Raw genomic sequence first — 25,977 nt, 5'->3', positions numbered from 1 at the left:
CGCTGCCCACCCTCGCGTGTCCGGCTCTGGAAAAAATAATAAAACTCTTGAGGAGTACTCGCTGTGGAAAGCCGCAAATCCGAAGCCCCTACGCTGGAACTCTCGCCGCCGCTGAACAGTGGCTGGCTGGAGCGCATCTTCAAACTCAGGTTGCATGGCACCACGGTGAAGACCGAGCTGATCGCCGGTCTGACAACCTTCATCACCATGGCCTACATCATTTTCGTCAACCCCAACATCATGGCCGACGCCGGCATCGACCACGGCGCGGCCTTCGTCGCCACCTGCATCGCCGCCGCCCTGGGTTGCCTGTTGATGGGGCTGTACGCCAACTGGCCGGTAGGCCTGGCGCCCGGCATGGGGCTGAACGCCTTTTTCACCTACACCGTGGTCGGAACCATGGGCTACAACTGGGAAACCGCCCTCGGTGCGGTGTTCGTGTCCGGCGTGCTGTTCATGTTCCTGACCTTCTCGCGGATCCGCGAATGGCTGCTCAACAGCATTCCGGCCAGCCTGCGCTTCGCCATGGGCGCCGGCGTGGGCCTGTTCCTCGGGCTGATCGGCTTGAAGACCGCGGGCATCGTGGTCGATAGCCCGGCCACCCTGATCAAGCTCGGCTCCCTGCGCGAACCCGGCCCGCTGCTGGCGGCGATCTGCTTCCTGATGATTGCCGTGCTCAGTTACCACCGGGTGTTCGGCGCGATCCTCATCAGCATAATCACCGTGACCCTGGCCGGCTGGGGCCTGGGCCTGGTGCACTACGAGGGCATCATGTCGGCCCCGCCGAGCCTGGCACCGACCTGGATGGCCATGGACGTCGCCGGGGTGTTCAACGTCAGCATGATCAGCGTGGTGCTGGCCTTCCTCTTCGTGCACATGTTCGATACCGCCGGCACCCTGATGGGCGTGGCCCAGCGCGCCGGCCTGGTCAACCCCGACGGAAAGATCGAGAACCTCTCCCGCGCCCTGAAGGCGGACAGCGCCTCCAGCGTATTCGGTGCGGTGGTCGGCGTTCCACCCGTGACCAGCTACGTGGAAAGTGCCGCGGGTGTCGCCGCGGGTGGTCGGACTGGTCTTACCGCAGTGACCGTAGGTGTGCTATTTATCGCAGCCATGTTTTTCGCACCGCTGGCTGGCATGATCCCCGCTTATGCCACCGCCGGTGCGCTGATTTATGTGGCGATGCTGATGATGGGCGGCATGGCCCACATCGATTGGGAAGAGGCCACCGACAGCATCCCGGCGATCGTGACCGCAATCATGATGCCGCTGACCTTCTCGGTCGCCGACGGTATCGCCCTGGGTTTCATCACCTACGTGGCCTTGAAGGCCGGGACGGGCAAGTACAAGGAAATCTCCATCAGCCTGTGGGTGCTGTGCGCGATCTTTATCGCCAAGTTCATTTTCTTGTAGGCACATCGGTTTCAAACGGCCTCACCCCGTCGGGTGAGGCTTTTGCACATAAGGAGAAAGGCAATGAGCGTGGAAACCTGGCTGCTGTTCAGCGGCGCGGCACTGGTGGTGATCCTGATTCCGGGCCCGCTGTCCCTGCTGATGATCAGCAACAGCCTGAATTACGGTTTGCGCCGGTCCTACCCGGCGTTTCTCGGCGGCGTGTTTGCCTCGATCTGCCTGCTGAGTGCCTCGGCCCTGGGCCTGGGCGCCCTGCTGCTGGCTTCGGAGCAGCTGTTCAGTGCCCTGAAAATCGTTGGTGCGCTGTACCTGTTCTATCTCGCCTGGCAAAGCTGGCAGCAATCGCGGCAGCCCTCCCACGGTGCCGAAGTACCCGAGGCCGCACCGAAACCGCGCTTTCGCGCACTGTTCGGGCGCGCTTTTGTGCTGGGCGCCAGCAACCCGAAAGACATTCTGTTCTTCGCCGCATTTCTGCCGCAGTTTCTCAGCGCCGAACAACCCTTCCTGCCGCAGCTGCTGATCATGATCATCACCTGGACCCTGCTCGACCTGCTGTGCAAGCTGGCCTACGGCCTGGGCGCCCATGGCGCGGCGCGCTACCTGCGCAGCGGCAAGGGCCAGAGCTGGTTCAACCGGGTCAGCGCCGGGCTGTTCAGCGGCGCGGGCGCTGCGTCGCTGTTGAGCCGCTGAAAAGCTTCGCCGGCAAGCCACGCGCCTACAGGATTGGCTTCTGTAGGAGCGTGGCTTGCCCGCGATGGCGTCCTCACCCACAGCACATTTTCGCAGACGAAAAAAAGCCCGCAGTGTGAGCGGGCGAAAGACCAAAGAAGCTATTTGCGCAGGCTTCGTGGGGGGAAAGTCCTAGCTTCCTCTGTAGGTCGAATAACTGTAGGGCGAGATCAGCAGCGGTACGTGGTAATGCTCCTGCTCGGCCGAGATGCCGAAGCGCAGCACCACCACATCGAGAAACGCAGGCTCAGGCAGTTGCACGCCGCGAGCACGGTAGTAATCGCCGGCATGGAATTGCAGCTGGTAAACCCCGGTGCGGTAGTCATCGCCTTGCAGCAACGGCGCATCGCAACGGCCATCGCTGTTGGTCAGGGCACTGGCGACCAGTTCCAACTGGGCACCTTCGACCCGGTACAGCTCGACCTTGATGGCGCTGCCTGGGCAGCCATGCGCGGCATCCAACACGTGTGTAGTCAAACGTCCCATTGATTCTGCGTGTCTGTGCGCGCTCACACGTCCAGACCTCGCGCCTCCTGAAGTCAGTTGATAAGGAGACCGCACCATTTCGGAGCACGAAAGGATGCGGCAAGGAATTTATTAAGACACTTTTAAAAAAAATTGTACACAATAAAAATCACCCATTTCCGGGTACTTCGAGCAAGCCCCCGTATTCCCTTGATCAGCGGCTAGACCATGAGAGCAGAAGACTTTTCATCCATTAGCTGACCAACCAGGCAGGTTTCTTGCAATACCCAGGCATGAGCACAATCGATGAAAAATGCAAAAAATCGGGCTTACAAACTGATTGAAAAGTTGTATACAATCGTTCCATCGCTGTGACGCCAGCCTGCCTTTCCCCCTCAGGCCCCGCCACGCCACCGTTATCACGATAAGAAGGAAGACTGCAGTGAGCGCTGACTACCCACGCGACCTGATCGGTTACGGCTCCAACCCTCCTCACCCTCACTGGCCGGGCAATGCCCGCATCGCCCTGTCGTTCGTGCTCAATTACGAAGAAGGCGGCGAGCGCAATATCCTGCACGGCGACAAGGAATCAGAAGCCTTCCTTTCGGAAATGGTCGCCGCCCAGCCCCTACAGGGCGAGCGCAACATGAGCATGGAATCGCTGTACGAGTATGGCAGCCGCGCCGGCGTGTGGCGGATCCTCAAGCTGTTCAAGGAATTCGACATTCCGCTGACCATCTTCGCCGTCGCCATGGCCGCCCAGCGCCATCCGGACGTGATCCGCGCCATGGTCGAAGCCGGCCACGAGATCTGCAGCCACGGCTACCGCTGGATCGACTACCAGTACATGGACGAAGCCCAGGAACGCGAGCACATGCTCGAGGCGATCCGCATCCTCACTGAAATCACCGGTGAACGCCCGCTGGGCTGGTACACCGGCCGCACCGGCCCGAACACCCGGCGCCTGGTGATGGAAGAAGGCGGTTTCCTCTACGACTGCGACACCTACGACGACGACCTGCCCTACTGGGAACCCAACAACCCGACCGGCAAGGCGCACCTGGTGATCCCCTACACCCTGGACACCAACGACATGCGCTTCACCCAGGTCCAGGGCTTCAACCAGGGCGACGATTTCTACCAGTACCTCAAGGATGCCTTCGACGTGCTGTACGCCGAAGGCGCCGAGGCGCCGAAGATGCTGTCCATCGGCCTGCACTGCCGCCTGATCGGCCGTCCGGCGCGCCTGGCCGCCCTGAAACGCTTTATCGAGTACGCCAAGGGTCACGATCAGGTCTGGTTCACCCGCCGCGTGGATATCGCCCGCCACTGGCAACAAACCCACCCGTTCCCGGGAGCTGCGAAATGAGCACCTTCCAAACCCTGAAACCCTCGACCCTGAGCCGCGACGCCTTCGTCAAAGCCTTCGCCGATATCTACGAACATTCGCCATGGGTCGCCGAAAAGGCCTTCGACCTGGGCCAGGACGCATCGATCGACCGGATCGACACCCTGCACCAGCGCATGAGCGACATCCTGTTGAGCGCTGATCACCAGAGCCAGTTGGCCCTGATCAACGCTCACCCGGACCTGGCCGGCAAAGCCGCCGTCCAGGGGCAGCTGACCGAAGCCAGCACCCATGAACAGGCTGGCGCCGGTATTCACCAATGCACGGCCGAAGAGTTCCAGCGCTTCACCGAGCTGAACGATGCCTACAAGGCCAAGTTCAAGTTTCCCTTCATCATGGCGGTAAAAGGCAGCAACCGGCATCAGATCCTCGCGGCGTTCGAAGCCCGCATCCACAACTCGGTGGACACCGAATTCCGGTGCGCGCTGGCGGAGATCAACAAGATCGCCCTGTTCCGATTACTGACTCTCTAGCAAGCCTGGCCCGAGTACGAAACGTACCCAGGGCCCTGCAAGCATCCCAAGCCACTCAATTAAAGGCAGACAAGAAGAATGAAAGCTTACGCCGTACCTTTCGAGAAGTTCGTCAACCTGGCCGACGCCCGCCTGGGCACCAAGATCATCTCGGTGACCGATGACTGGTTCGCGGACGCCAACCGTCTGTTCCAGCCGACCCCGGCCGTATGGAAGGAGGGCGTATTCGATGACAACGGCAAGTGGATGGACGGCTGGGAGTCGCGCCGCAAGCGCTTCGAAGGCTACGACAGCGCTGTGATCCGCCTGGGCGTGCCTGGCCAGATCAAGGGTGTGGACATCGACACCTCATTCTTCACCGGCAACTTCCCGCCATCGGCCTCCCTGGAAGCCTGCTTCCTGACCGAAGGCGAGCCGAACGAAAACACCCAGTGGGTGGAAGTGCTGCCGGCCGTCGAGCTGCAAGGCAACAGCCATCACTACCACGAGATCAGCAACGACCAGGCGTTCAGCCACCTGCGCTTCAACATCTACCCGGATGGCGGCGTGGCCCGTCTGCGCGTGCACGGCATCCCGTACCGCGACTGGTCGGCGGTCGGCGACAACGAACAGGTCGACCTGGCAGCCGCCCTCAACGGTGGCCGCGCCCTGGCCTGCTCCGATGAACACTTCGGCCGCATGAGCAACATCCTCAACCCGGGCCGCGGTATCAACATGGGCGATGGCTGGGAAACCGCCCGCCGCCGCACGCCGGGCAATGACTGGGTGATCGTCGCCCTGGGCCATCCGGGCGAGATCGAGAAGATCATCGTCGACACCCTGCACTTCAAGGGCAACTACCCGGACAGCTGCTCGATCCAGGGCGCCTTCGTCAAGGGCGGCACCGACAGCCAGATCGAAACCCAGTCGCTGTTCTGGCGCGAACTGCTGCCGAGCCAGAAGCTGGAAATGCACGCCGAACACACCTTCGCCGAGCAGATCAAGGCCCTGGGCCCGATCACCCATATCCGTCTGAACGTGTTCCCGGACGGTGGCGTCAGCCGCCTGCGGATCCTCGGCAAGGTCGCGAAGTAATGCCGAGCCTGTAGGCGCGAAGCTTGCTCGCGATAGCGGTTGTCAGGTCGACATCTGCTGTCTGGTTTGACGCCATCGCGAGCAAGCTTCGCTCCTGCAAAAAACATGACTTGCCGAAAAACCGAACTCACAGATTAAGAAGAACAGCATGCGCACATTGATGATCGAACCGCTGACCAAAGAAGCCTTCGCCCCCTTCGGTGACGTGATCGAAACCGACGGCAGCGATCACTTCATGATCAACAACGGTTCGACCATGCGCTTCCATCGTCTGGCTACCGTGGAAACCGCCACGCCGGACGACAAGGCGATCATCAGCATCTTCCGCGCCGACGCGCTGGACATGCCCTTGACCGTACGCATGCTGGAGCGCCATCCGCTGGGCAGCCAGGCTTTCATTCCGCTGCTCGGCAACCCCTTTCTGATCGTGGTCGCGCCACTTGGCGATGCACCTGTATCGGGCTTGGTCCGCGCCTTCGTCAGCAATGGCAGGCAGGGCATTAATTACCATCGCGGCGTCTGGCACCACCCGGTGCTGACGATCGAAAAGCGGGATGACTTCCTGGTGGTTGATCGCAGTGGCACAGGCAATAACTGCGATGAGCATTTCTTTGAAGAGGATGAGTGTTTGATCCTCGCCCCCCACCAATAAGAGAAGGTCTGATCACCCGAAAACAAGGGTGACAGGCGAGAGGTAAAGACTGTGGAAGCACATCTGTTGGAATGGCTCAACCTGAGCGTGCGTTGGGTTCACATGATCACTGGCGTGGCCTGGATCGGCGCGTCGTTCTACTTCGTCTGGCTGGAAAACAACCTCAATCGCGTCAACCCCAAGGACGGCCTGTCGGGCGACCTCTGGGCAATCCACGGTGGCGGCATCTATCACCTGGAAAAATACAAGCTGGCCCCACCGTCCATGCCGGAGAACCTGCACTGGTTCAAGTGGGAAGCCTACTTCACCTGGATGTCGGGGATCGCGCTGCTCTGCCTGGTGTTCTACTACAACCCGATGCTCTACCTGGTAGCGCCCGGCAGCGGCCTGACCGGCCCTGAAGGCGTGGCCATCGGCATCGGTTCGCTGATCGCCGGCTGGTTCGTCTACGACTTCCTCTGCGACTCGCCCCTGGGCAAGAAACCCGCCCTGCTCGGCTTCATCCTGTTTGTGCTGTTGATCGCCGCGGCCTATGGCTTCAGCAAGGTGTTCAGCGGTCGCGGCGCCTATCTGCATGTCGGCGCCATCATCGGCACCATCATGGTCGGCAACGTGTTCCGCATCATCATGCCGGCCCAGCGCGCGCTGGTGGCCGCCATCGCGGAAAACCGCACGCCGGACCCGACCCTGCCGGCCAAGGGCCTGCTGCGTTCGCGCCACAACAACTACTTCACCCTGCCCGTGCTGTTCATCATGATCAGCAACCACTTCCCGAGCACCTACGGCAGCCAGTACAACTGGTTGATCCTGGCCGGGATCGCGGTGCTGGCGGTGCTGGTGCGTCACTACTTCAACACCCGCCACGACAGCCACAAGTTCGCCTGGACCCTGCCGGTCGCGGCCCTGGGCATGATCTGCCTGGCCTACGTCACCGGCCCCGCGCAAATGGCCAAGGGTCCGGAAGTGGCCAAGACCCCGGCAAAGATCGAGTACCAGCCACTGCCGGAAACCGCCATCGGCGGCGGCGCCAAGCCTGAGGCCGCAGCGGCTCCGGCAGCTCCGGCAGCTCCCGAAGTTGCTCCGACGCAAGCGTCCACGGCAACCCCGGGCCCGAGCTTCGACAAGGTGCACAACGTGATCCAGGAACGTTGCACCGTCTGCCACTCGGCCAAGCCCACCAGCCCGCTGTTCAGTGCCGCGCCGGCCGGCGTGATGTTCGATACCCCGGAGCAGATCAAGCTCCAGGCCCCACGGATCCAGGCCCAGGCAGTCGCCAGCCAGATCATGCCGCTGGGCAACATCACCCAGATGACCCAGCAGGAACGTGACCTGATCGGCGCCTGGATCAACCAGGGGGCGCGCACCAACTAGTACTGCGGTGCCAGCCCGCTCGCTCCTGCAGCTCATGCAATACCTGTAGGCGCGAGCTTGCCCGCGATCAACCGCCACGCGGTTGGCCTGCTGCAAAAAAGCTGTTCGCAACCACACAGCTTTCTAATCACAAGAATAAAAAAGATCCGAGGTGTTGCATGTCCGCGTTAACCGAACCGCGCATCCCCGACGCACCCGCCATTGCGCGACTGCCCCTTTTGCAACTGATCCTGGTCGGTTTGCAGCATGTCCTGCTGATGTACGGAGGCGCCATCGCGGTGCCGTTGATCATCGGACAGGCCGCGGGTCTGAGTCGTGAAGAAATCGCTTTCCTGATCAATGCCGACCTGCTGGTCGCCGGCATCGCCACCATCGTGCAATCCCTCGGCATCGGCCCCATGGGCATCCGCATGCCAGTGATGATGGGCGCCAGCTTTGCCGCCGTGGGCAGCATGGTGGCCATGGCCGGCATGCCGGGCATCGGTTTGCAGGGGATCTTTGGCGCGACCATCGCCGCCGGTTTCTTCGGCATGCTGATCGCGCCCTTCATGTCCAAGGTAGTGCGTTTCTTCCCGCCCCTGGTCACCGGCACCGTCATCACCTCCATCGGCCTGTCGCTGTTCCCGGTCGCGGTGAACTGGGCGGGCGGCGGCAGCCACAATACCGAATTCGGTTCCCCGATCTACCTGACCATCGCCGCGCTGGTACTGGGCACCATCCTGCTGGTGCACCGTTTCATGCGCGGTTTCTGGGTGAATATTTCCGTGCTGATCGGCATGGGCCTGGGCTACGTGCTCTGCGGCCTGATCGGCATGGTCGACCTCAGCGGCATGGCCCAGGCGCCCTGGGTGCAGGTGGTCACTCCGCTGCATTTCGGCATGCCGCAGTTCCATCTGGCGCCGATCCTTTCGATGTGCCTGGTGGTAGTGATCATCTTCGTCGAGTCCACCGGGATGTTCCTCGCCCTGGGAAAGATCACTGGCCAGGAAGTCACCCCGCGCATGCTGCGTCGCGGCCTGCTGTGTGATGCCGGCGCCTCGTTTTTCGCCGGTTTCCTCAACACCTTCACCCACTCTTCGTTCGCCCAGAACATCGGCCTGGTACAGATGACCGGCGTGCGTTGCCGCTCGGTGACCCTAGTCGCCGGCGGCCTGCTGATAGTCCTGAGCCTGCTGCCCAAGGCGGCTTTCCTGGTGGCCTCGATTCCACCGGCGGTACTGGGTGGCGCAGCCATCGCCATGTTCGGCATGGTGGCGGCGACCGGGATCAAGATCCTCCAGGAAGCCGACATCGCCGACCGCCGCAATCAACTGCTGGTGGCGGTGAGCATCGGCATGGGCCTGATTCCGGTGGTCCGCCCGGAATTCTTCGCCCACCTGCCGCTGTGGATGAGCCCGATCACCCACAGCGGAATCGCCATGGCCACTCTCAGTGCCCTGGCCCTGAACCTGCTGTTCAACATCCTGGGCGGTACCGAACGGGCCGCCAGCAATCCCCGACACGCCCACCAGCATTGAAGCCTGAACGGGGCGGCCTGGCGGTCGCCCCTGCTTGACCGTCGATACCCGAAATACACGCACGACAGGCAGACCCGGCACCGCGCCCGGTCGCAGTCGGCGGCTGCCTGCGCCTTGACAATAAAAACAAACAGGGAGCAACACGATGAGACATGCACACGCACGCCTGCTGCTCGGCGGCACACTGCTGGCGACAACCCAGGCCATGGCTGGCGACCTGCTGCTGTGGCAGACCAACAGCCTGACGTACCTGTACGGCAAGAACTTCGCGATCAACCCGTCGATCCAGCAGACGGTGACCTTCGAACACGCCGACCGCTGGAAGTACGGCGACACCTTCCTGTTCGTCGACAAGATTTTCTACAACGGCCAGGAAGACCGTAACAAAGGCCGCCACGCCTTTTACGGCGAGTTCAGCCCCAGGCTGTCGTTCGGCAAGATCCTCGACCGCTCATTGGCCTTCGGCCCGATCAAGGACGTGTTGCTGGCCATGACCTACGAATATGGCGAAGGCGACAGCGAGGCCTACCTGATCGGCCCCGGTTTCGACCTTGCCGTTCCGGGCTTCAACTATTTCACCCTGAACTTCTACCGCCGCCAGACCGAAGGCCCGCGCCCCGGCGACGGTGTCTGGCAAATCACCCCCTCCTGGTCCTACAGCATCCCGCTGGGTCGCTCGAACCTGTTGATCGACGGTTACCTGGACTGGGTGGTGGACAACGACCAGAACGACCGCGGCACCTACCACGCCAACCTGCATATCAACCCACAGATCAAATACGACCTGGGCAAGGCCCTGCGCCTGGGCGAGAAGCAGCTGTATGTCGGCCTCGAATACAGCTACTGGAAAGACAAGTACGGCATCCAGAACAGCCCGAACCTGGACACCAACCAGAACACCGCCAGCCTGCTGGTGAAGGTCCATTTCTAGGATGGCCGGCAAACGTGCTCCAAAGTTGTTTCAAGTGCGCTATTGCAGAGCACTTGAGCAAGGCCGTGGGAGTCAGTATTCTCCGCGGCCGCCTGAATCCGGTGAAAAAAAAAGCCCGGATTTAAAAACTGACCAGAAAGCCAACTTATCCCGGCCTCTGGAAAGTACCAAGGCGTACCGATTTAGAACCGAATTCACTCTCGATCGACTGTATTCGTACAGCCGCGCGGGAGTTTTTGCGTTTTTTTTCGCCTTGGCTCAGCTCTTGCTATCAGCAACAAAGCTGACCGATCGGATGATTTTTCAGCCACTGAAAGGTGCCACACCAGAGCACCGGCTTTAAAGAAAAAAACGTGGAACCACTTACTTTTTGGGAGCAACCGAATGAACCGCATCTGTAAAGGCCTGATGCTTGCCGGATCCTTGCTGGCAGGGGCCCAGGCCACCGCCGGCGATCTGCTGCAATGGCAGAACAACAGCCTGACTTACCTCTACGGCAAAGACTTCGCGATCAATCCAGAAATCCAACAGACCGTTACGTTCGAACATGCCGATGCCTGGAAGTACGGCGACAACTTCCTGTTTATCGACAAGATCTTCTACAACGGTAAAAAGGACGGCAACGTCGGTCCGAATACTTATTACGGCGAGTTCAGCCCGCGTCTTTCATTCGGCAAGATCTTTGATCAGAAGTTGGAGTTCGGTCCGATCAAGGATGTATTACTGGCCATGACTTACGAGTTCGGCGAAGGCGATAACGAGTCCTACCTGATCGGTCCGGGTTTTGACCTGGCGATCCCCGGGTTCGATTACTTCCAGTTGAACTTCTACAACCGCCAGACCGAAGGCAGCCGTGCCGGCGACAATGTCTGGCAGATCACCCCGGTCTGGTCCTACACCATTCCGGTGGGCCGTTCGGACATCCTGATCGACGGCTTCATCGACTGGGTGGTGGACAACGACAAGAATTCCAAAGGCGAGTACCACGCCAACCTGCACATCAACCCGCAGATCAAGTACGACCTGGGCAAGGCGCTGAAACTGGGCGACAAACAGCTGTATGTCGGTATCGAATACGACTATTGGAAGAACAAGTACGGAGTCAAGGACACCCCGTACTTCGACACCGACCAGAACACCGCCAGCCTGCTGCTCAAGTACCACTTCTGATGCTGTGAGCACCGTTCCCGTGCGGGTCGCGGGAACGGATTACATCGAACAAATCGATAGTAACGCGCCGATATTCGCAACCATCGATCAGTTGAGCTGGCATAGCATGTCGCTCATTCCAATCTGATCAGGAGTTGCATCGATGACTCAATTTCGCAAAGTACTCAGCGTCCATACCGGCCAGCCCGCTTCGGACGGCGCCGGCGTCAGACTGACCCGGGTCTTCGGTGGCCAGGGTGTCGAGCGTTTCGACCCGTTCCTGATGCTCGACGAGTTCGGCTCGGAAAACCCCGACGATTACATCGCCGGCTTCCCGCCCCATCCCCATCGCGGTTTCGAAACCGTCACCTACATGCTCGAAGGCCGCATGCGCCACGAGGATCACCTGGGCAACGTCGGCCTGCTGGAAGGCGGTGGCGTGCAGTGGATGACCGCTGCCAAGGGCATCATCCACAGCGAGATGCCGGAGCAGGAAGAAGGCGTGATGCGCGGCTTCCAGCTATGGCTGAACCTGCCGGGCAAGCACAAGCTGGACAAGGCCGGCTACCGGGACATCCAACCCCAGGACATCCCGCGCCTGACCACCGCCAATGGCGTGGAAGTGGTGGTGATCGCCGGCCGCTTCGATGACGGCCAGGTGCAACAGACCGGCGCCGTGGAGCGACCAGACACCGAGCCCCACTACTTCGACCTGCGCCTGCCTGTTGGCGCCAGCATCAGCCCGCGTCTGCCTGAAGGACATCGGGCCCTGCTGTATGTCTATGAAGGCCAGGTTGAGCTGGCCGGGCATCCGCAACCGGTCGCCAGCAGCAAGCTGGTGCGCCTGTCCGACCAGGGCGAGATCCAGTTGAGCAGTGCCAATGGCGCCCGTGTGCTGTTGATCGCCGGCAAGCCCCTGGGCGAGCCGATCGTGCAGTACGGCCCGTTCGTGATGAACACCCGGGAAGAGATCGAGCAGGCGTTGCGGGATTTTCGCGATGACAAACTGACGGCCTGAGCATTGCCCTTAGAAACGCTATCGCGAGCAAGCTCGCTCCTACAGAGATAATGAACTCCCTGTAGGAGCGAGCTTGCTCGCGATGCTTTTTCAGGCCGTCTCGACTTCTGCCGCCAATCCCAGGAAGCGCCGCAGCTCGTCGCGCTTGGCCAGGGCATCGCTGCGTCCCAGTTCGATCAGTTCGCTGCAATACCCCGACTCGAACAACAGGTAACTCAGGACTCCGGCACCGCTGGTCTTGGTTGCCCCCGGCCCGCGCAGAAACAGGCGCAGTGCCGCCGGCAGCTCATGCCGGTGCCGGGCAGCGATCTCGTCGATCGGCTGGCTGGGCGCAATCACCAGCACCTCCACCGGCGCCACGCCCAGGGCGCGGACGGGCGTGCCCGACGGCAGCAGATGACTGAACTGGTTGAGTCGCTGCAAGAGTTCGATGTCGCTCTCCAGGCTGTCAATGAAGGTACTGTTGAGCATGTGGCCGCCGATCTGCGCCAGCGTCGGCTGCTGCCCGGTGTAGCTGCGTTGCTGGGGCGCCTGCGGATCGATGCCGCGAGGGTTGCCGCTGACCCCGACCACCAGCACCCGGCTGGCCCCCAGGTGCAACGCCGGACTGATGGGCGCCGATTGCCGCACCGCGCCGTCGCCGAAAAACTCCTGGTCGATTTTCACCGGCGCGAACAGCAACGGAATCGCCGAACTGGCCAGCAAGTGTTCAACCGTGAGTTCGGTGGGCAGGCCGATACGCCGATGGCGCAGCCAGGCATCGATGGTGCCGCCGCCCTGGTAGAAGGTCACCGCCTGGCCCGATTCGTAACCGAAGGCCGTGACCGCCACCGCCTGCAGGTGCTTTTGCGCGATCGCCTGACGAATGCCGGACAGCTGCAGCTTATCGTTCAACAACTGCCGCAGCGGTGAACTGTTGAGCAGCGCCACCGGCACCTGCGCGCCCAGGCCGAGCAGGCTGTGACCGACGAACCGGGTGGCCTGGCGGATCACCCCGGGCCAGTCGCTGCGGATCACCTGATGGCTGCGAAAGCCCTGCCAGAACGCCGTGAGACGCTCGATGGCCGCGGTGAAATCCAGCGCGCCGCTGGCCAGGCTGACCGCGTTGATCGCCCCGGCCGAGGTCCCGACAATCACCGGAAACGGATTGCTCGCCCCCGCCGGCAGCAACTCGGCAATTGCCGCCAATACCCCCACCTGATATGCCGCACGAGCCCCACCGCCGGAAAGAATCAATCCTGTGACCGGTTCCGCTGGGCTCATCGCTACACTCCATGGCGCTGATAAAGGGCTTTCAATCTAGCGTGATAATTTCAACCGCGCTTCTTATACAGCTTCGGCTCGCCTGGCGGGCGGCTCTTGAAACGGCGATGCGCCCACAGGTACTGCTCCGGGCACTCGCGCAGCACACCTTCGATCCACTGGTTGATGCGCAGGCAATCGGCCTCTTCGGTCTCTCCCGGGAAATCCTGCAGCGGCGGGTGAATCACCAGCCGATAACCACTGCCATCGGCCAGCCGCTGCTGAGTGAAAGGCACCACCAGGGCCTTGCCCAGCCGGGCGAACTTGCTGGTGGCGGTAACCGTCGCCGCCTGGATGCCGAACAGCGGCACGAACACGCTCTGCTTGGCGCCGTAATCCTGGTCCGGTGCGTACCAGATGGCACGACCGGCACGCAGCAGCTTGAGCATGCCGCGCACGTCTTCACGCTCCACGGCCAGGGAATCCAGGTTGTGCCGCTCGCGGCCACGGCGCTGGATGAAATCGAACAGCGGGTTCTTGTGCTCGCGATACATGCCATCGATGGTGTGCTGCTGGCCCAGTAACGCCGCGCCGATTTCCAGGGTGGTGAAGTGCAGGGCCATGAGGATCACGCCCTTGCCTTCCAGCTGCGCCTGCTTGAGGTACTCCAGCCCTTCGACATGGGCCAGGCGCGCCAGGCGCGGCTTGGACCACCACCAGCTCATGGCCATCTCGAAAAAGGCGATGCCGGTGGAGGCGAAGTTTTCCTTGAGCAGGCGCTTGCGCTCGGCCGCGGACTTCTCGGGGAAACACAGTTCCAGGTTGCGCTTGGCGATCCGCCGACGCTCGCCGGCCACCCGGTACATCAACGCGCCCAGGGCACGGCCGATCCACAGCAGCAGCGGATAGGGCAACTGGACCACCAGCCATAGCAGGCCCAGGCCCAGCCACAGCGGCCAAAAACGGGGATAAAGAAATGCAGCTCGAAAACGCGGGCGATCCATTACAGATTCCGGACAGACAACAAGGTCGCGCATTCTACATCGGTTCGACCCGGCTTGCGGCCCGCGGGCGTTCTCGTTATAAGTCTCGGCACTTTTAGTGACAAGCCGCTTTATGCCGACCATGAGCCAAACCGAATCGCAAGACCTGGATCCTGTGTTCCAGTTGAAGGGCAGCATGCTGGCCATCACCGTGCTGGAACTGGCCCGCAACGACCTCGAAGGCCTCGATCGCCAACTGGCGGCGAAGGTCGCGCAAGCCCCGAATTTCTTCAGTAACGCCCCGCTGGTGCTGGCGCTGGACAAACTGCCGGCCAGCGAAGGCGCCGTCGATCTGCCCGGCCTGATGCGCGTCTGCCGTCACCATGGTCTGCGCACCCTGGCGATCCGCGCCAGCCGCATCGAAGACATCGCCGCGGCGATCGCCGTTGATCTGCCGGTCCTGCCTCCCTCCGGCGCCCGCGAGCGGCCGCTGGAACCGCAGGAAAACGAAGCCCGGAAAAAGCCTGAAAAACCGCCTGAGCCGACCATCAAGCCCACCCGCATCATCACTTCGCCAGTACGCGGCGGACAGCAGATCTATGCCCAGGGTGGTGATCTGGTAGTGACCTCGTCGGTCAGTCCGGGTGCGGAACTTCTGGCCGATGGCAACATCCATGTATACGGCCCGATGCGCGGTCGAGCGCTGGCCGGGGTCAAGGGCGACACCAAGGCACGGATTTTCTGTCAGCAGTTGAGCGCTGAACTGGTGTCCATCGCCGGCCAGTACAAGGTTTCCGAGGACCTGCGGCGCGACCCGTTGTGGGGCGCCGGGGTCCAGGTCAGCCTGTCGGGTGACGTGTTGAACATCACACGTCTTTAACGGATACTGCCGCATTTTCCAGGCATCTCTAAAACCTAGCGAATACGGCTCAAACGAAGTAGGAGCAGGTGTTAACCGACCTCCAGCCAAGGCTGTCCGACTGCAGTAGTTTTCATAGAGATGTTTTTCAGGGGCTAAAAAGTCCTTCTTCCTTAGGGGTGAAACACCTTGGCCAAGATTCTCGTGGTTACATCCGGCAAGGGTGGTGTGGGTAAGACCACCACCAGCGCCGCTATCGGTACCGGCCTCGCTCTGCGCGGCCACAAAACTGTCATCGTCGACTTCGACGTCGGCTTGCGTAACCTCGACCTGATCATGGGTTGCGAACGTCGCGTGGTGTATGACTTCGTCAACGTGGTCAACGGCGAAGCCAACCTGCAGCAAGCCCTGATCAAAGACAAGCGCCTGGAAAACCTCTACGTACTGGCCGCCAGCCAGACCCGCGACAAAGACGCGCTGACCCAGGAAGGCGTGGAAAAAGTGCTGATGGAGCTCAAGGAGACCTTCGATTTCGTGGTCTGCGACTCCCCGGCCGGTATCGAGAAAGGCGCCCACCTGGCCATGTACTTCGCCGACGAAGCGATTGTCGTGACCAACCCTGAAGTTTCCTCGGTGCGCGACTCCGACCGTATGCTCGGCCTTTTGGCCAGCAAGTCCCGCCGCGCCGAAAGAGGCGAAGAGCCGATCCAGGAACACCTGCTGATCACCCGCTACCACCCGGAGCGCGTCGAAAAAGGGGAAATGCTCGGTGTCGAAGACGTCAAGGAAATCCTTGCAGTGCGCCTTCTGGGCGTGATCCCGGAATCCCAGGCGGTGCTCAAGGCCTCCAACCAGGGCGTGCCGGTGATTCTCGACGACCAGAGCGACGCCGGCCAGGCCTACAGCGATACCGTTGATCGCTTGCTGGGCAAGGAAAAGGAACACCGGTTCCTCAATGTCGAGAAGAAGGGATTCTTCGAGCGCCTGTTTGGAGGTAGGTAAATGAACCTTTTTGACTTCTTTCGTGCCAGCAAAAAAGTAAGCACCGCGTCGGTAGCGAAAGAGCGTCTACAGATCATCGTGGCGCATGAACGCGGCCAACGCACTACCCCCGATTACTTGCCTGCCTTGCAGAAGGAACTGGTGGAAGTAATCCGCAAGTACGTCAATATCGGGTCCGATGACGTGCACGTCGCTCTGGAAAACCAGGGCAGCTGCTCGATCCTGGAACTCAATATCACCCTGCCTGATCGCTGATCGACCAGGCTGGAGCCACGGCGGCTCGATCCCTCGGTTTTTCTACAGGAGCAAGCCCGCTCCCGTAGAAGCCGGGCTGATCGAGCCGCCGTTGGCGTTTGTTACGAGGCTGTTTTAATGCCGCTGTCGAATATCCGCATCATTCACCAGGACGCCGCTGTCCTGGTGGTGGACAAACCCACCCTGCTGCTCTCAGTGCCTGGCCGGGCCGATGACAACAAGGATTGCCTGATCACCCGCCTGCAGGAAAACGGCTACCCGGAAGCCCGCATCGTCCACCGGCTGGACTGGGAAACCTCCGGCATCATCCTGCTGGCCCGCGACCCCGATACCCACCGCGAACTGTCCCGGCAATTTCACGACCGCGAGACCGAAAAAGCCTACACCGCGCTGTGCTGGGGCCAGCCGGAACTGGACAGCGGCAGCATCGATCTGCCACTGCGCTACGACCCGCCGACCAAACCGCGGCACGTGGTGGACCACGAATTCGGCAAGAACGCCCTGACTTTCTGGCGCGTGCTGGAACGTTGCGGCGACTGGTGCCGGGTCGAGCTGACCCCGATCACCGGGCGCTCGCACCAGTTGCGGGTGCATATGCTGTCCATCGGTCACCCGCTGCTGGGCGACGGCTTGTACGCGCATCCACAAGCGCTGGCCGCCTGGCCACGCCTGTGCCTGCACGCCAGCATGCTCAGCTTCACCCATCCACAGAGCGGCGAACGCCTGCGCTTCGAGTGCCCGGCACCGTTCTGATCGAGAGCGACCACCGTAGCGGGACGCCCCTCGATTGAGGGGCACACAACCTCAGAAAAATCCGACCAAAAATTAAGATTAATCCGAATAATTTGTTATGAATTTGTGAAAAAAATATTAAAATAGTGGCTATTCGATATTAAGGCAGGAAGCCCTCGTGCTCAGCAGTCAGCCATTTCAACGCGATTACCCTTTCACCTTCTGCTTTCTCAATACCACCCTGCACCTTCGCGAAAAACCTTCGGCAAACGCCTGCACAGCCCTCGAACAACTCATCCGCCAACGTCACGCACACAAACAGACCCGCGCCAGCGCCCCTTTGGCGAACGGCGAGACACCGCTGTTCGCCAAGGTGCAGCCCCTGGATACGCTCAAGGCGAAAGTTCGCGTCACCCTGGGCAAGCCCCAGCGCAACGGCCGCTTCGACTGGCCGCTGGAAGAGCTGATCAACACCGTCGAAGCCCAGCGACGCGGCGTACAGATGTCCGACCTTGAAGGATTCGGCTATACCCGGGATCGCCTGGGGCTGGTACAGGAATACTTCATCCTTACCCGCCTGCTGGACGATTACATCGACGGCGTACAGTGGTTGCGCAACAACCCGGACAAGATCGAACCCTTTATCCGCGATGCATTCGGGCTGCTGCACTCCCTCGCGCAAAAGAACATCACCCATATGGATTTCTGGGCCGGCAACATCATGATCAGCCCCCAGGCTCCGCTCAAGGCCATCGACTTCGAGAACTGCTTCGCGACCATCACGCCCCATCCCAGCGAGACCCTGGGTTTTCAGTTGGGGTTCTTCTATCGTCGCGAAGTCTACAAACTGATCACCGAAGCGCAGTACGACGCGCTGGTGGAGGAATACCTCGATCAACTGCCGGGCATTTGCGCAGAGAAATTCAACCAGGTTTACCAGGCCAGCAAGCATGAATATGTGGGCCGCAAGCAACGCCGCGAAGTGTTCCTCAAAGGCAACCTGATCACCGGCTGAGCCGTTTTCCCTGCCGCGATGAATGTTGTCTCCCTCAACGGCATTGCGCCTGCAATGCCGCGAGCCGATACGGTAAACTCGCGCCACTGCTGTCTGGAGTTACTTATGCGCGAAGAGTTGAACCAGGGCCTGATCGACTTCCTCAAGGCCTCCCCTACCCCTTTCCATGCAACCGCCAGCCTCGTTCAACGCCTGGAGGCCGCAGGCTACCAGCGTCTCGACGAGCGCGAGCCGTGGACCACCGAAGCCAACGGTCGCTACTACGTCACCCGCAATGACTCCTCCATCGTGGCCGTCAAGCTGGGTCGGCATTCGCCCCTGCAAGGCGGGATCCGCATGGTCGGCGCGCACACCGACAGCCCGTGCCTGCGGGTCAAGCCGCAACCGGAGCTGCAACGCCAGGGCTTCTGGCAACTGGGCGTGGAAGTCTACGGAGGCGCCTTGCTGGCGCCCTGGTTCGACCGCGACCTGTCGCTGGCCGGCCGCGTCACCTTCCGTCGCGACGGCAAGGTCGAAAGCCAGCTGATCGACTTCAAGGCGCCCATCGCGATCATCCCCAACCTGGCGATTCACCTCAATCGCGAAGCCAACCAGGGTTGGGCCATCAATGCCCAGACCGAGTTGCCGCCGATCCTCGCGCAATTCGCCGGCGACGAGCGGGTCGACTTCCGCGCGGTGCTGACCGACCAGTTGGCCCGCGAACACGGCCTGAACGCCGATGTGGTGCTCGACTACGAGCTGAGCTTCTACGACACCCAAAGCGCCGCGGTGATCGGTCTGCACGGCGACTTCATCGCCGGCGCACGCCTGGACAACCTGCTGTCCTGCTACGCTGGCCTGCAAGCCTTGCTCAACGCCGACACCGAGGAAACCTGCGTGCTGGTCTGCAACGACCACGAAGAAGTCGGCTCCTGCTCGGCCTGCGGCGCCGACGGCCCGATGCTCGAGCAGACCCTGCGCCGCCTGCTGCCCGAAGGCGACGAATTCGTGCGCACCATCCAGAAGTCGCTGCTGGTCTCGGCCGACAACGCCCACGGCGTGCACCCCAACTACGCCGACAAGCACGATGCCAACCACGGCCCGAAACTCAACGCCGGCCCGGTGATCAAGGTCAACAGCAACCAGCGCTACGCCACCAACAGCGAAACCGCCGGTTTCTTCCGCCACCTGTGCATGGCCGAGGAAGTGCCAGTGCAAAGCTTCGTGGTGCGCAGCGACATGGGCTGCGGCTCGACCATCGGCCCGATCACCGCCAGCCACCTGGGCGTGCGCACCGTGGATATCGGCCTGCCGACCTTCGCCATGCACTCGATCCGCGAACTGTGCGGCAGCCACGACCTGGCGCATCTGGTGAAGGTACTGAGCGCGTTCTACGCCAGCCGCGACCTGCCGTAAGCCCCCTTCTGTGGGAGCGAAGCTTGCTCGCGATGAACGATGACGCGGTCGTCCAGTACCTCCGCGTCGCCGCCATCGCGAGCAAGCTTCGCTCCTACAAGACGCGAAAATCCAGGCATCGAGGCATTTCTGATGCACATCAACCCGAACTCCGCCAAAGCCACCTAGACTGGTGAGTATCCCCTCCGACAAGGCTGTCGCCATGATCTCGATGTCTTCGTTCCACGCCATGCTCATTCCCATTCTCTCGGGGATGATCCTGCTGGCCATCGGCTACAACTTCCGCGACAAGAATGCCGGCATCTTCAGCATGTGGGCCGGTATGCTGCTGATCCTCGGCACCGTGATCTACAAGATCCTCGCCAAACTCGCCGAATAAAATGCGCCGTCCAGGCTCGCATTGGTATTAGCTGCCTCGTACACTCGGTCGATCCGCTTTTTCTGAGGTTGACCGCCCAGTGTTCGCTCGTCTTTCCGTTCTGCCCTACTGCCTGTTTCTCTGTCTCCTGACACTATTGCCGCTGTCATCGGCCCAGGCGGTGGGTCTGCCGGGCCTGCTCAACAGCGGTAAAACCCAGCCACAAGCCGAGCAGCCCCTGGGACAGTCGCTGGACGAGGTCATCAAATCCCTGGAAAACGACCAGCAACGCAGCCAGTTGCTGACCGACCTGAAAAAGCTCCGCGACGCCACGAAAAAAGCCCAGACACCCGCCGAAGAAGGCGTGCTCGGCCTGATCGGCGGCACCCTGTCCAGCTTCGAAAAACAGTTCTCCGGCGCCGACAGCCCGATCACCCGCTGGTCGAACGAATTCGATCAGGCCCAGGATGAACTGGCGGCCCTGATGCTGCCGGCCAGCGAATGGCTGCCGATCATCTTCGCCTTCGCCCTGATCCTGATGGTCTGGAGCCTGCTGGCGGCGGCGCTGATCTGGCTCAGTCACCGCCTGCGGGAGCGTTTTGGCCTCACCGAAGAACTGCCGCAGCACCCCAAGACCTGGGACCTGCTGCGCTTCGCCCTGCGCAAACTGGGGCCCTGGCTGATCGCGCTGATCATGACCGTGTACATGACCTACAAACTGCCGTCGTCCCTGGGCAAGGACCTGGCCATGGTCCTGGCTTATGCGCTGGTGGTCGGCACCTGTTTCTCGGCAATCTGCGTGATCGCCTTTTCCGTGCTGGACGGTCCGAACCGCCACCGTGCGCTGTACATTCTGCGCCGCCAGGCGTTCCGGCCGTTGTGGCTGATCGGCAGTTTCGCCGCCTTCGGCGAGGCCTTGAGCGACCCGCGGCTGATCGCCAGCCTGGGCAGCCACCTGGCGCACACCGCGGCCACCTTCGCCAATGTCATGGCGGCCTTGTCCACCGGCGTGTTCATCCTGCGTTTCCGCCGGCCGATCGCACACCTGATCCGCAACCAGCCGCTGTCCCGGCGCCTGACCCGCCGCGCCCTGAGCGACACCATCGAGATCATCGGCACCTTTTGGTACCTGCCAGCGCTGGTGCTGGTGGCCATCTCCCTGTTCGCCACCTTCATTTCCGCCGGCGACACCAGCACTGCCCTGCGCCAGTCGCTGATCTGCACCGTACTTCTGGTGCTGTGCATGGTGATCAACGGCCTGGTGCGCCGCCATTCGCTCAAGCCCCATCGCGGGCACAAGCGCCACGCCCTGTACTCCGAGCGCCTGAAAGGCTTCTTCTACACCCTCGCCCACCTGATGGTGTGGCTGGTATTCATCGAACTCGGCCTGCGGGTCTGGGGCATGTCGCTGATCCGCTTCACCGAAGGCGACGGCCACGAAATCAGCGTCAAGCTGTTCAGCCTCGGCGGCACCCTGCTGTTCGCCTGGCTGATCTGGATCCTCAGCGACACGGCGGTGCACCACGCCCTGACCCGCTCACGCAAAGGCCTGGCCAATGCCCGGGCGCAGACCATGATGCCGCTGATCCGCAACGTGCTGTTCGTGGCGATCTTCATCATTGCCCTGATCGTCGCCCTGGCGAACATGGGCATGAACGTCACGCCGCTGCTGGCCGGTGCCGGTGTGATCGGCCTGGCCATCGGTTTTGGCGCCCAGTCGTTGGTGGCCGACCTGATCACCGGCCTGTTCATCATCATCGAGGACTCCCTGGCCATCGACGACTACGTGGACGTCGGCGGCCACCTGGGTACCGTCGAAGGCCTGACCATCCGCACCGTGCGCCTGCGGGACATCGACGGCATCGTGCACACCATCCCGTTCAGCGAAATCAAGAGCATCAAGAACTACTCCCGGGAGTTCGGCTACGCGATCTTCCGGGTGGCCATTCCGTACAACATGGACATAGACGAGGCCATCAAGCTGATGCGCGATGTCGGCCAGAAGATGCGCACCGACCCGCTGCAACGGCGCAACATCTGGTCGCCGCTGGAGTTCCAGGGGGTGGAAAGCTTCGAGTCCGGCAATGCGATTCTGCGCGCCCGCTTCAAGACCGCGCCGATCAAGCAATGGGAGGTGTCACGGGCCTTCAACCTGTCCCTCAAGCGCCACCTCGACGAAGCCGGAATGGACCTGGCCACGCCACGCATGAGCGTGCAAGTGATCACCGCCGGCGGCGGGCCCCAGCAAGAGGAGTAAGGCGTCCGGCCGCGCATCGACAAGGGCGCGGCCGCACTCTCCACGGTTGGGGCGGTCACAGGTTTTGCCACCTGAGCAGCACAACAATAATCATGGAGAGAATCCCTATGCAGTTATCCGCTATCGCCCAAGCCTGCCTGATCGGCGTCCTGGCCTTGTCCAGCCAGGCCGCCAACGCCGTCGACGACAGCGCCATGGAACTGGCTCGCCAGCACATCGCCGAACAGGCCAAGGCCCTGGAGCCGGCGCTGCTGGAAACCCGCCGCGATATCCACGCCCACCCGGAACTCGGCAACACCGAACAACGCACCGCCGAACTGGTGGCCACGCAATTGCGCGCCCTGGGCATGGAGGTCAAGACCGGCGTCGCCCGCACCGGCGTGGTGGCGGTGCTCAAGGGCGCCCTGCCCGGCCCGACCGTGGCCCTGCGCGCCGACATGGACGCGCTACCGGTCAAGGAAGTCGCGGACCTGCCATTCGCCTCCAAGGCCAAGGGGCGCTATCTGGATAAGGAAGTGGACGTCATGCACGCCTGCGGCCACGACGCCCACACCGCCATCCTGCTGAGCACGGCGAAAATCCTCAGCGACATGCGTGAGCGTCTGCCCGGCACCGTGGTGTTCTATTTCCAGCCCGCCGAAGAAGGCCCGAGCGATTTCGTCCCCGACGGCAAGAACACCTGGGGCGCGAAGATGATGGTGCAGGAAGGCGTCATGAAATCGCCCAAGCCGGACGCGGTGTTCGGCCTGCATGTCTGGGCCGGGATTCCGGCCGGGCGCATCGCCTATCGACCGGGCCCGACCCTGGCCAGCTCCGACGACCTGCGTATCAGGATCCTCGGCAAGCAGACCCACGCCGGCCGCCCCTGGGACGGCATCGACCCGATCACGGTCGGCGCCCAGACCGTGGTCGGGTTGCAAACCGTGGTCAGCCGGCGCACCGATATCTCGTCGTTCCCCTCGGTGGTCAGCATCGGCACCATCAACGGCGGCACGCGCTACAACATCATCCCCGAGTCGCTGGAGATGACCGGCACCATCCGCTCCTACGACTACGGCATCCGCCAGAAGCTGCACAGTGATGTGCGCCAGACCGTGGAAAAGATCGCCGAAAGCGGTGGCGCCAAGGCCGAGGTGAGCATCATCGAGAAGTACGACCCGACCATCAACGACCCGGCCCTGACCGAGAAAATGCTGCCGAGCCTGCGCTGGGCGGCCAAGGACGATGTGGTGCAGGGCCCGTTGGTGGGAGGCGCGGAAGACTTTTCCTTCTATGCCAAGGAGGCGCCGGGGCTGTTCGTGTTCCTCGGCGTGACGCCACGGGACCAGGACATGGCCAAGGCCGCGCCGAACCACAACCCGGGGTTCTTTGTCGATGAATCGGCGCTGGTGGTGGGCGTGCGTACCCTGGCGTCATTGACCACCGATTATCTGTTCGCCGGAGCCAAACCCTAAGGATCGAAACGCCCCTGACGTCATCGCGAGCAAGCCCGCTCCTGCAACGGGAGCGGGCTCAGACCACATCGACACCGACATGGATCGCATCGTGGCGCCAGAACTCCAGGTCGCAGTCGATCAGGCGCTGGTGCTGGTCGTAATTGACCCGGGCGATCCGCAGCCCGGGACTGCCCGCCGACACCTTCAGCGCCGCCGCGGCTTCCACCGGCAATGAAGTCGGCACGATCTCAAAACGCACTCGGCCGTAATGCAGGTCGTAGTGCCGCGCGTATAGCTCGGTGATCGACTGGTTCAGGTCGAACTCGAGGATGCCCGGGAAGTACTGCGGATTGAGGTAGTGCTCCACATACAGCACCAGGCGTTCGTCGATGCGCCGTACCCGACGGATCTGGATCACGCTGGACAGCGCCGGCAGCTGCAACCAGGCACAGACCGCCGCTGAAGCCGGTTGCAGGCGCGCCGAGATCATCTCGGTCGACGGCACCCGCCCCTGAGCGCTGACCATGGCGTGAAAGTGGCTGCGCTGCATCAGGTTGTAGGCCAGGCGCGGTGGCGAGACGAACCAGCCGCGTCGCTCCTCGCGATAGATCTGGCCCTGGGCCTCCAGCTGCAACAAGGCTTCGCGCACGGTAATCCGGGTCGTACCGAACAACTCGCTGAGCTTGCGCTCGGCCGGCAGCTTGCTACCGGGCGCCAACAACCCGTGATCGATCTGTTCCTGCAGGACCTGCCCAATGGCTGTCACCGCCTTGACTGCCTCTTCGCGCATCAACGTTACCTATCTGGACTAGACCAGCACTGTTTCAGGGCAAAACGTGCCTGGAAAAAAGGCACTCAGCCTTCACCGAGAGCCTAGGCAATGCATATGACTGACAGATGACAAAGCCGCCCAATGGCTGTGCCAGACGCCTGCAATTGGCTGGCCAAGTCCTTTCATATCAGCCGTTTAGCCTTGGTCTACGCTTATCTCGCAGCCCCGCACCTGCCGCCCGCGAATGCCTTGCAGGACTGATGCCGACATTAAAGTGTCATCCAGCCGGCTTAAATTGGCTCAGGTATTGCTGACCTAGACCAACAACGTTAGACAAACACAGCGTTGAACACGCCCAAAGGAGCTTCGGATGAAACAGCTTTTCCTGGCATCACTGTTAGGCTCGACCATCGCCCTGTGCACCGCCGCCATGGCCGCTGATACCGACTTGAAGACCCTGGAAGCCGCGGCGAAAGCCGAAGGCGCCGTCAACAGCGTCGGCATGCCCGACGACTGGGCCAACTGGAAAGGGACCTGGGAAGACCTGGCCAAGAACTACGGCCTCAAGCACATCGACACCGACATGAGTTCGGCCCAGGAGATCGCCAAGTTCGCCGCCGAGAAAGACAACGCCAGCGCCGACATCGGCGACGTCGGCGCGGCCTTCGGCCCGATCGCGGTCAAGCAGGGCGTGGTCCAGCCTTACAAGCCAAGCACCTGGGACCAGGTCCCGGACTGGGCCAAGGACAAGGACGGCAACTGGGCGCTGGCCTATACCGGCACCATTGCCTTCATCATCAACAAGAAGCTGCTGCACGGTTCCGAAGCGCCGAAAAGCTGGGCCGACCTGGAGAAAGGCAAATACAAGGTCTCCATCGGCGATGTGAGCACCGCCGCCCAGGCCGCCAACGGCGTGCTGGCTGCGGCCATCGCCAAGGGCGGCGATGAAAAGAACCTCCAGCCGGCGCTGCTGATGTTCGCCGAGATCGCCAAGCAAGGGCGCCTGTCGCTGGCCAACCCGACCATCGCCACCATGGAAAAGGGTGAAGTGGAAGTCGGCGTGGTCTGGGACTTCAACGGCCTGAGCTACCGCAACAAGATGGTCAACAAGGACGACTACATCGTGCTGATCCCGTCGGACGGCTCGGTGATCTCCGGCTACACCACTATCATCAACAAATACGCCAAGCACCCGAACGCGGCCAAGCTGACCCGTGAATACATCTTCAGCGATGCCGGGCAGATCAACCTGGCACGCGGCAATGCGCGCCCGATCCGCGCCGAGCACCTGACCCTGCCAGCCGAGGTCCAGGCCAACCTGCTGCCCAACGAGCAGTACAAGAAAGTCACGCCGATCAAGGACGCCGATGCCTGGGAGAAGACCTCCAAGGCCCTGCCACAGAAATGGCAGGAAGAAGTGATCATCAACATGCAGTAATGCTGCATCTGTAGGAGCGAGCTTGCTCGCGAT

25 protein-coding genes are annotated in these 25,977 nt (G+C 61.8%); 21 read left to right on the top strand and 4 right to left on the bottom strand.

Features of this window, described 5'->3' with window-relative positions; genetic code table 11:
- Window positions 1-63: 63 nt before the first annotated feature.
- Complete coding sequence (locus tag NRG23_RS28305) at window positions 64-1,413, top strand: NCS2 family permease (protein WP_009050208.1); 1,350 nt, start codon at window positions 64-66, stop codon at window positions 1,411-1,413.
- Between the two features lie 63 nt (window positions 1,414-1,476).
- Window positions 1,477-2,103, top strand: a complete 627-nt coding sequence (locus tag NRG23_RS28300; protein WP_038576987.1) for a LysE family translocator — start codon at window positions 1,477-1,479, stop codon at window positions 2,101-2,103.
- A 171-nt stretch (window positions 2,104-2,274) separates the two neighbouring features.
- Here the strand turns inward: NRG23_RS28300 and uraH are convergent, their stop codons facing one another.
- Window positions 2,275-2,628: a hydroxyisourate hydrolase gene (uraH, locus tag NRG23_RS28295; RefSeq protein ID WP_009050210.1), complete on the bottom strand. Its 354-nt coding sequence runs from the start codon at window positions 2,626-2,628 to the stop codon at window positions 2,275-2,277.
- A gap of 421 nt (window positions 2,629-3,049) precedes the next feature.
- Between uraH and puuE the strand changes: the two genes are divergently transcribed.
- From puuE to NRG23_RS28250, 9 genes are all read left to right on the top strand, one after another.
- Window positions 3,050-3,976 carry an allantoinase PuuE gene (gene puuE, locus NRG23_RS28290; protein WP_009050211.1) on the top strand — a complete coding sequence of 309 codons (927 nt, stop codon included), beginning with the start codon at window positions 3,050-3,052 and terminating at the stop codon, window positions 3,974-3,976.
- Window positions 3,973-4,488 carry a 2-oxo-4-hydroxy-4-carboxy-5-ureidoimidazoline decarboxylase gene (gene uraD, locus NRG23_RS28285; protein WP_009050212.1) on the top strand — a complete coding sequence of 172 codons (516 nt, stop codon included), beginning with the start codon at window positions 3,973-3,975 and terminating at the stop codon, window positions 4,486-4,488. The genes puuE and uraD overlap by 4 nt, the downstream gene beginning before the upstream one ends.
- 78 nt (window positions 4,489-4,566) lie before the next feature.
- Entirely contained in the window at window positions 4,567-5,562 is a 996-nt protein-coding gene (gene alc / locus NRG23_RS28280; protein WP_009050213.1) for an allantoicase, read from the top strand.
- 148 nt (window positions 5,563-5,710) lie between these two features.
- On the top strand, window positions 5,711-6,214 hold the full coding sequence (locus NRG23_RS28275; RefSeq protein ID WP_009050214.1) for an ureidoglycolate lyase: 504 nt from the start codon (window positions 5,711-5,713) through the stop codon (window positions 6,212-6,214).
- A 51-nt stretch (window positions 6,215-6,265) separates the two neighbouring features.
- Window positions 6,266-7,585, top strand: a complete 1,320-nt coding sequence (locus tag NRG23_RS28270; RefSeq protein WP_257373089.1) for a urate hydroxylase PuuD — start codon at window positions 6,266-6,268, stop codon at window positions 7,583-7,585.
- A gap of 158 nt (window positions 7,586-7,743) precedes the next feature.
- Window positions 7,744-9,102 carry a nucleobase:cation symporter-2 family protein gene (locus tag NRG23_RS28265; protein WP_009050216.1) on the top strand — a complete coding sequence of 453 codons (1,359 nt, stop codon included), beginning with the start codon at window positions 7,744-7,746 and terminating at the stop codon, window positions 9,100-9,102.
- A gap of 145 nt (window positions 9,103-9,247) precedes the next feature.
- Window positions 9,248-10,033 (top strand): outer membrane protein OmpK, encoded by a 786-nt coding sequence (locus tag NRG23_RS28260; protein WP_257373088.1) that lies wholly within the window; start codon window positions 9,248-9,250, stop codon window positions 10,031-10,033.
- A gap of 384 nt (window positions 10,034-10,417) precedes the next feature.
- Window positions 10,418-11,203 carry an outer membrane protein OmpK gene (locus tag NRG23_RS28255; protein ID WP_009050218.1) on the top strand — a complete coding sequence of 262 codons (786 nt, stop codon included), beginning with the start codon at window positions 10,418-10,420 and terminating at the stop codon, window positions 11,201-11,203.
- 142 nt (window positions 11,204-11,345) lie between these two features.
- Complete coding sequence (locus NRG23_RS28250) at window positions 11,346-12,200, top strand: pirin family protein (RefSeq protein ID WP_257373087.1); 855 nt, start codon at window positions 11,346-11,348, stop codon at window positions 12,198-12,200.
- Window positions 12,201-12,290: 90 nt separating this feature from the next.
- Here the strand turns inward: NRG23_RS28250 and NRG23_RS28245 are convergent, their stop codons facing one another.
- Both NRG23_RS28245 and NRG23_RS28240 read right to left on the bottom strand, forming a co-directional pair.
- A complete protein-coding gene (locus NRG23_RS28245) occupies window positions 12,291-13,463 on the bottom strand; it encodes a patatin-like phospholipase family protein (protein ID WP_009050220.1) in 1,173 nt (390 codons plus the stop codon).
- 50 nt (window positions 13,464-13,513) lie between these two features.
- Entirely contained in the window at window positions 13,514-14,446 is a 933-nt protein-coding gene (locus NRG23_RS28240; RefSeq protein ID WP_009050221.1) for a lipid A biosynthesis lauroyl acyltransferase, read from the bottom strand.
- Window positions 14,447-14,567: 121 nt separating this feature from the next.
- On the opposite strand from NRG23_RS28240, the gene minC reads away from it, so the two are divergent.
- The 9 genes from minC to NRG23_RS28195 all read left to right on the top strand — a co-directional run bounded on the left by minC (window position 14,568) and on the right by NRG23_RS28195 (window position 23,752).
- On the top strand, window positions 14,568-15,305 hold the full coding sequence (minC, locus tag NRG23_RS28235; protein WP_009045065.1) for a septum site-determining protein MinC: 738 nt from the start codon (window positions 14,568-14,570) through the stop codon (window positions 15,303-15,305).
- 168 nt (window positions 15,306-15,473) lie between these two features.
- Complete coding sequence (minD, locus tag NRG23_RS28230; protein WP_009050222.1) at window positions 15,474-16,286, top strand: septum site-determining protein MinD; 813 nt, start codon at window positions 15,474-15,476, stop codon at window positions 16,284-16,286.
- Window positions 16,287-16,541, top strand: coding sequence for a cell division topological specificity factor MinE (minE, locus tag NRG23_RS28225; RefSeq protein WP_007928666.1), 255 nt, complete (start codon window positions 16,287-16,289; stop codon window positions 16,539-16,541).
- A gap of 117 nt (window positions 16,542-16,658) precedes the next feature.
- Window positions 16,659-17,294, top strand: coding sequence for an RluA family pseudouridine synthase (locus NRG23_RS28220; protein ID WP_007928667.1), 636 nt, complete (start codon window positions 16,659-16,661; stop codon window positions 17,292-17,294).
- Between the two features lie 157 nt (window positions 17,295-17,451).
- The gene (locus NRG23_RS28215; protein ID WP_038576966.1) at window positions 17,452-18,288 is read left to right on the top strand and encodes a hypothetical protein; all 837 of its coding nucleotides are present in this window, start codon (window positions 17,452-17,454) and stop codon (window positions 18,286-18,288) included.
- A gap of 105 nt (window positions 18,289-18,393) precedes the next feature.
- Window positions 18,394-19,683 (top strand): M18 family aminopeptidase, encoded by a 1,290-nt coding sequence (locus NRG23_RS28210; protein WP_007928670.1) that lies wholly within the window; start codon window positions 18,394-18,396, stop codon window positions 19,681-19,683.
- Window positions 19,684-19,885: 202 nt separating this feature from the next.
- On the top strand, window positions 19,886-20,062 hold the full coding sequence (locus tag NRG23_RS28205; protein WP_007927853.1) for a hypothetical protein: 177 nt from the start codon (window positions 19,886-19,888) through the stop codon (window positions 20,060-20,062).
- Window positions 20,063-20,141: 79 nt separating this feature from the next.
- Window positions 20,142-22,298, top strand: coding sequence for a mechanosensitive ion channel family protein (locus NRG23_RS28200; RefSeq protein ID WP_081360139.1), 2,157 nt, complete (start codon window positions 20,142-20,144; stop codon window positions 22,296-22,298).
- Between the two features lie 107 nt (window positions 22,299-22,405).
- On the top strand, window positions 22,406-23,752 hold the full coding sequence (locus NRG23_RS28195; RefSeq protein ID WP_257373086.1) for an amidohydrolase: 1,347 nt from the start codon (window positions 22,406-22,408) through the stop codon (window positions 23,750-23,752).
- Window positions 23,753-23,810: 58 nt separating this feature from the next.
- Here NRG23_RS28195 and phnR read toward each other — a convergent pair whose 3' ends face one another.
- Window positions 23,811-24,524 carry a phosphonate utilization transcriptional regulator PhnR gene (gene phnR, locus NRG23_RS28190; protein WP_009050226.1) on the bottom strand — a complete coding sequence of 238 codons (714 nt, stop codon included), beginning with the start codon at window positions 24,522-24,524 and terminating at the stop codon, window positions 23,811-23,813.
- A 352-nt stretch (window positions 24,525-24,876) separates the two neighbouring features.
- Here phnR and NRG23_RS28185 point away from each other — a divergent pair, with 352 nt between their 5' ends.
- Window positions 24,877-25,944, top strand: a complete 1,068-nt coding sequence (locus NRG23_RS28185; protein ID WP_202338662.1) for an ABC transporter substrate-binding protein — start codon at window positions 24,877-24,879, stop codon at window positions 25,942-25,944.
- Window positions 25,945-25,977 lie beyond the last annotated feature (33 nt).

It is taken from the genome of Pseudomonas sp. T8 (genome assembly GCF_024610635.1).
Lineage (GTDB): Bacteria > Pseudomonadota > Gammaproteobacteria > Pseudomonadales > Pseudomonadaceae > Aquipseudomonas > Aquipseudomonas chlororaphis_I.
Note: the sequence above shows the minus strand (reverse complement) of the source record. Positions and strands in the feature narration are given on the sequence as shown.

Excerpts from the sequence above, each read along its gene's own strand:
- NRG23_RS28275 (WP_009050214.1), top strand. The coding sequence starts at position 5,711 with ATGCGCACATTGATGATCGAACCGCTGACCAAAGAAGCCTTCGCCCCC.
- NRG23_RS28220 (WP_007928667.1), top strand. The coding sequence starts at position 16,659 with ATGCCGCTGTCGAATATCCGCATCATTCACCAGGACGCCGCTGTCCTG.
- alc (WP_009050213.1), top strand. The coding sequence starts at position 4,567 with ATGAAAGCTTACGCCGTACCTTTCGAGAAGTTCGTCAACCTGGCCGAC.
- NRG23_RS28260 (WP_257373088.1), top strand. The coding sequence starts at position 9,248 with ATGAGACATGCACACGCACGCCTGCTGCTCGGCGGCACACTGCTGGCG.
- NRG23_RS28250 (WP_257373087.1), top strand. The coding sequence starts at position 11,346 with ATGACTCAATTTCGCAAAGTACTCAGCGTCCATACCGGCCAGCCCGCT.
- uraH (WP_009050210.1), bottom strand. The coding sequence starts at position 2,628 with ATGGGACGTTTGACTACACACGTGTTGGATGCCGCGCATGGCTGCCCA.
- phnR (WP_009050226.1), bottom strand. The coding sequence starts at position 24,524 with ATGCGCGAAGAGGCAGTCAAGGCGGTGACAGCCATTGGGCAGGTCCTG.
- NRG23_RS28245 (WP_009050220.1), bottom strand. The coding sequence starts at position 13,463 with ATGAGCCCAGCGGAACCGGTCACAGGATTGATTCTTTCCGGCGGTGGG.
- NRG23_RS28265 (WP_009050216.1), top strand. The coding sequence starts at position 7,744 with ATGTCCGCGTTAACCGAACCGCGCATCCCCGACGCACCCGCCATTGCG.
- NRG23_RS28195 (WP_257373086.1), top strand. The coding sequence starts at position 22,406 with ATGCAGTTATCCGCTATCGCCCAAGCCTGCCTGATCGGCGTCCTGGCC.
- minE (WP_007928666.1), top strand. The coding sequence starts at position 16,287 with ATGAACCTTTTTGACTTCTTTCGTGCCAGCAAAAAAGTAAGCACCGCG.
- minC (WP_009045065.1), top strand. The coding sequence starts at position 14,568 with ATGAGCCAAACCGAATCGCAAGACCTGGATCCTGTGTTCCAGTTGAAG.
- NRG23_RS28240 (WP_009050221.1), bottom strand. The coding sequence starts at position 14,446 with ATGGATCGCCCGCGTTTTCGAGCTGCATTTCTTTATCCCCGTTTTTGG.
- NRG23_RS28205 (WP_007927853.1), top strand. The coding sequence starts at position 19,886 with ATGATCTCGATGTCTTCGTTCCACGCCATGCTCATTCCCATTCTCTCG.
- NRG23_RS28210 (WP_007928670.1), top strand. The coding sequence starts at position 18,394 with ATGCGCGAAGAGTTGAACCAGGGCCTGATCGACTTCCTCAAGGCCTCC.
- NRG23_RS28300 (WP_038576987.1), top strand. The coding sequence starts at position 1,477 with ATGAGCGTGGAAACCTGGCTGCTGTTCAGCGGCGCGGCACTGGTGGTG.
- uraD (WP_009050212.1), top strand. The coding sequence starts at position 3,973 with ATGAGCACCTTCCAAACCCTGAAACCCTCGACCCTGAGCCGCGACGCC.
- NRG23_RS28185 (WP_202338662.1), top strand. The coding sequence starts at position 24,877 with ATGAAACAGCTTTTCCTGGCATCACTGTTAGGCTCGACCATCGCCCTG.
- NRG23_RS28255 (WP_009050218.1), top strand. The coding sequence starts at position 10,418 with ATGAACCGCATCTGTAAAGGCCTGATGCTTGCCGGATCCTTGCTGGCA.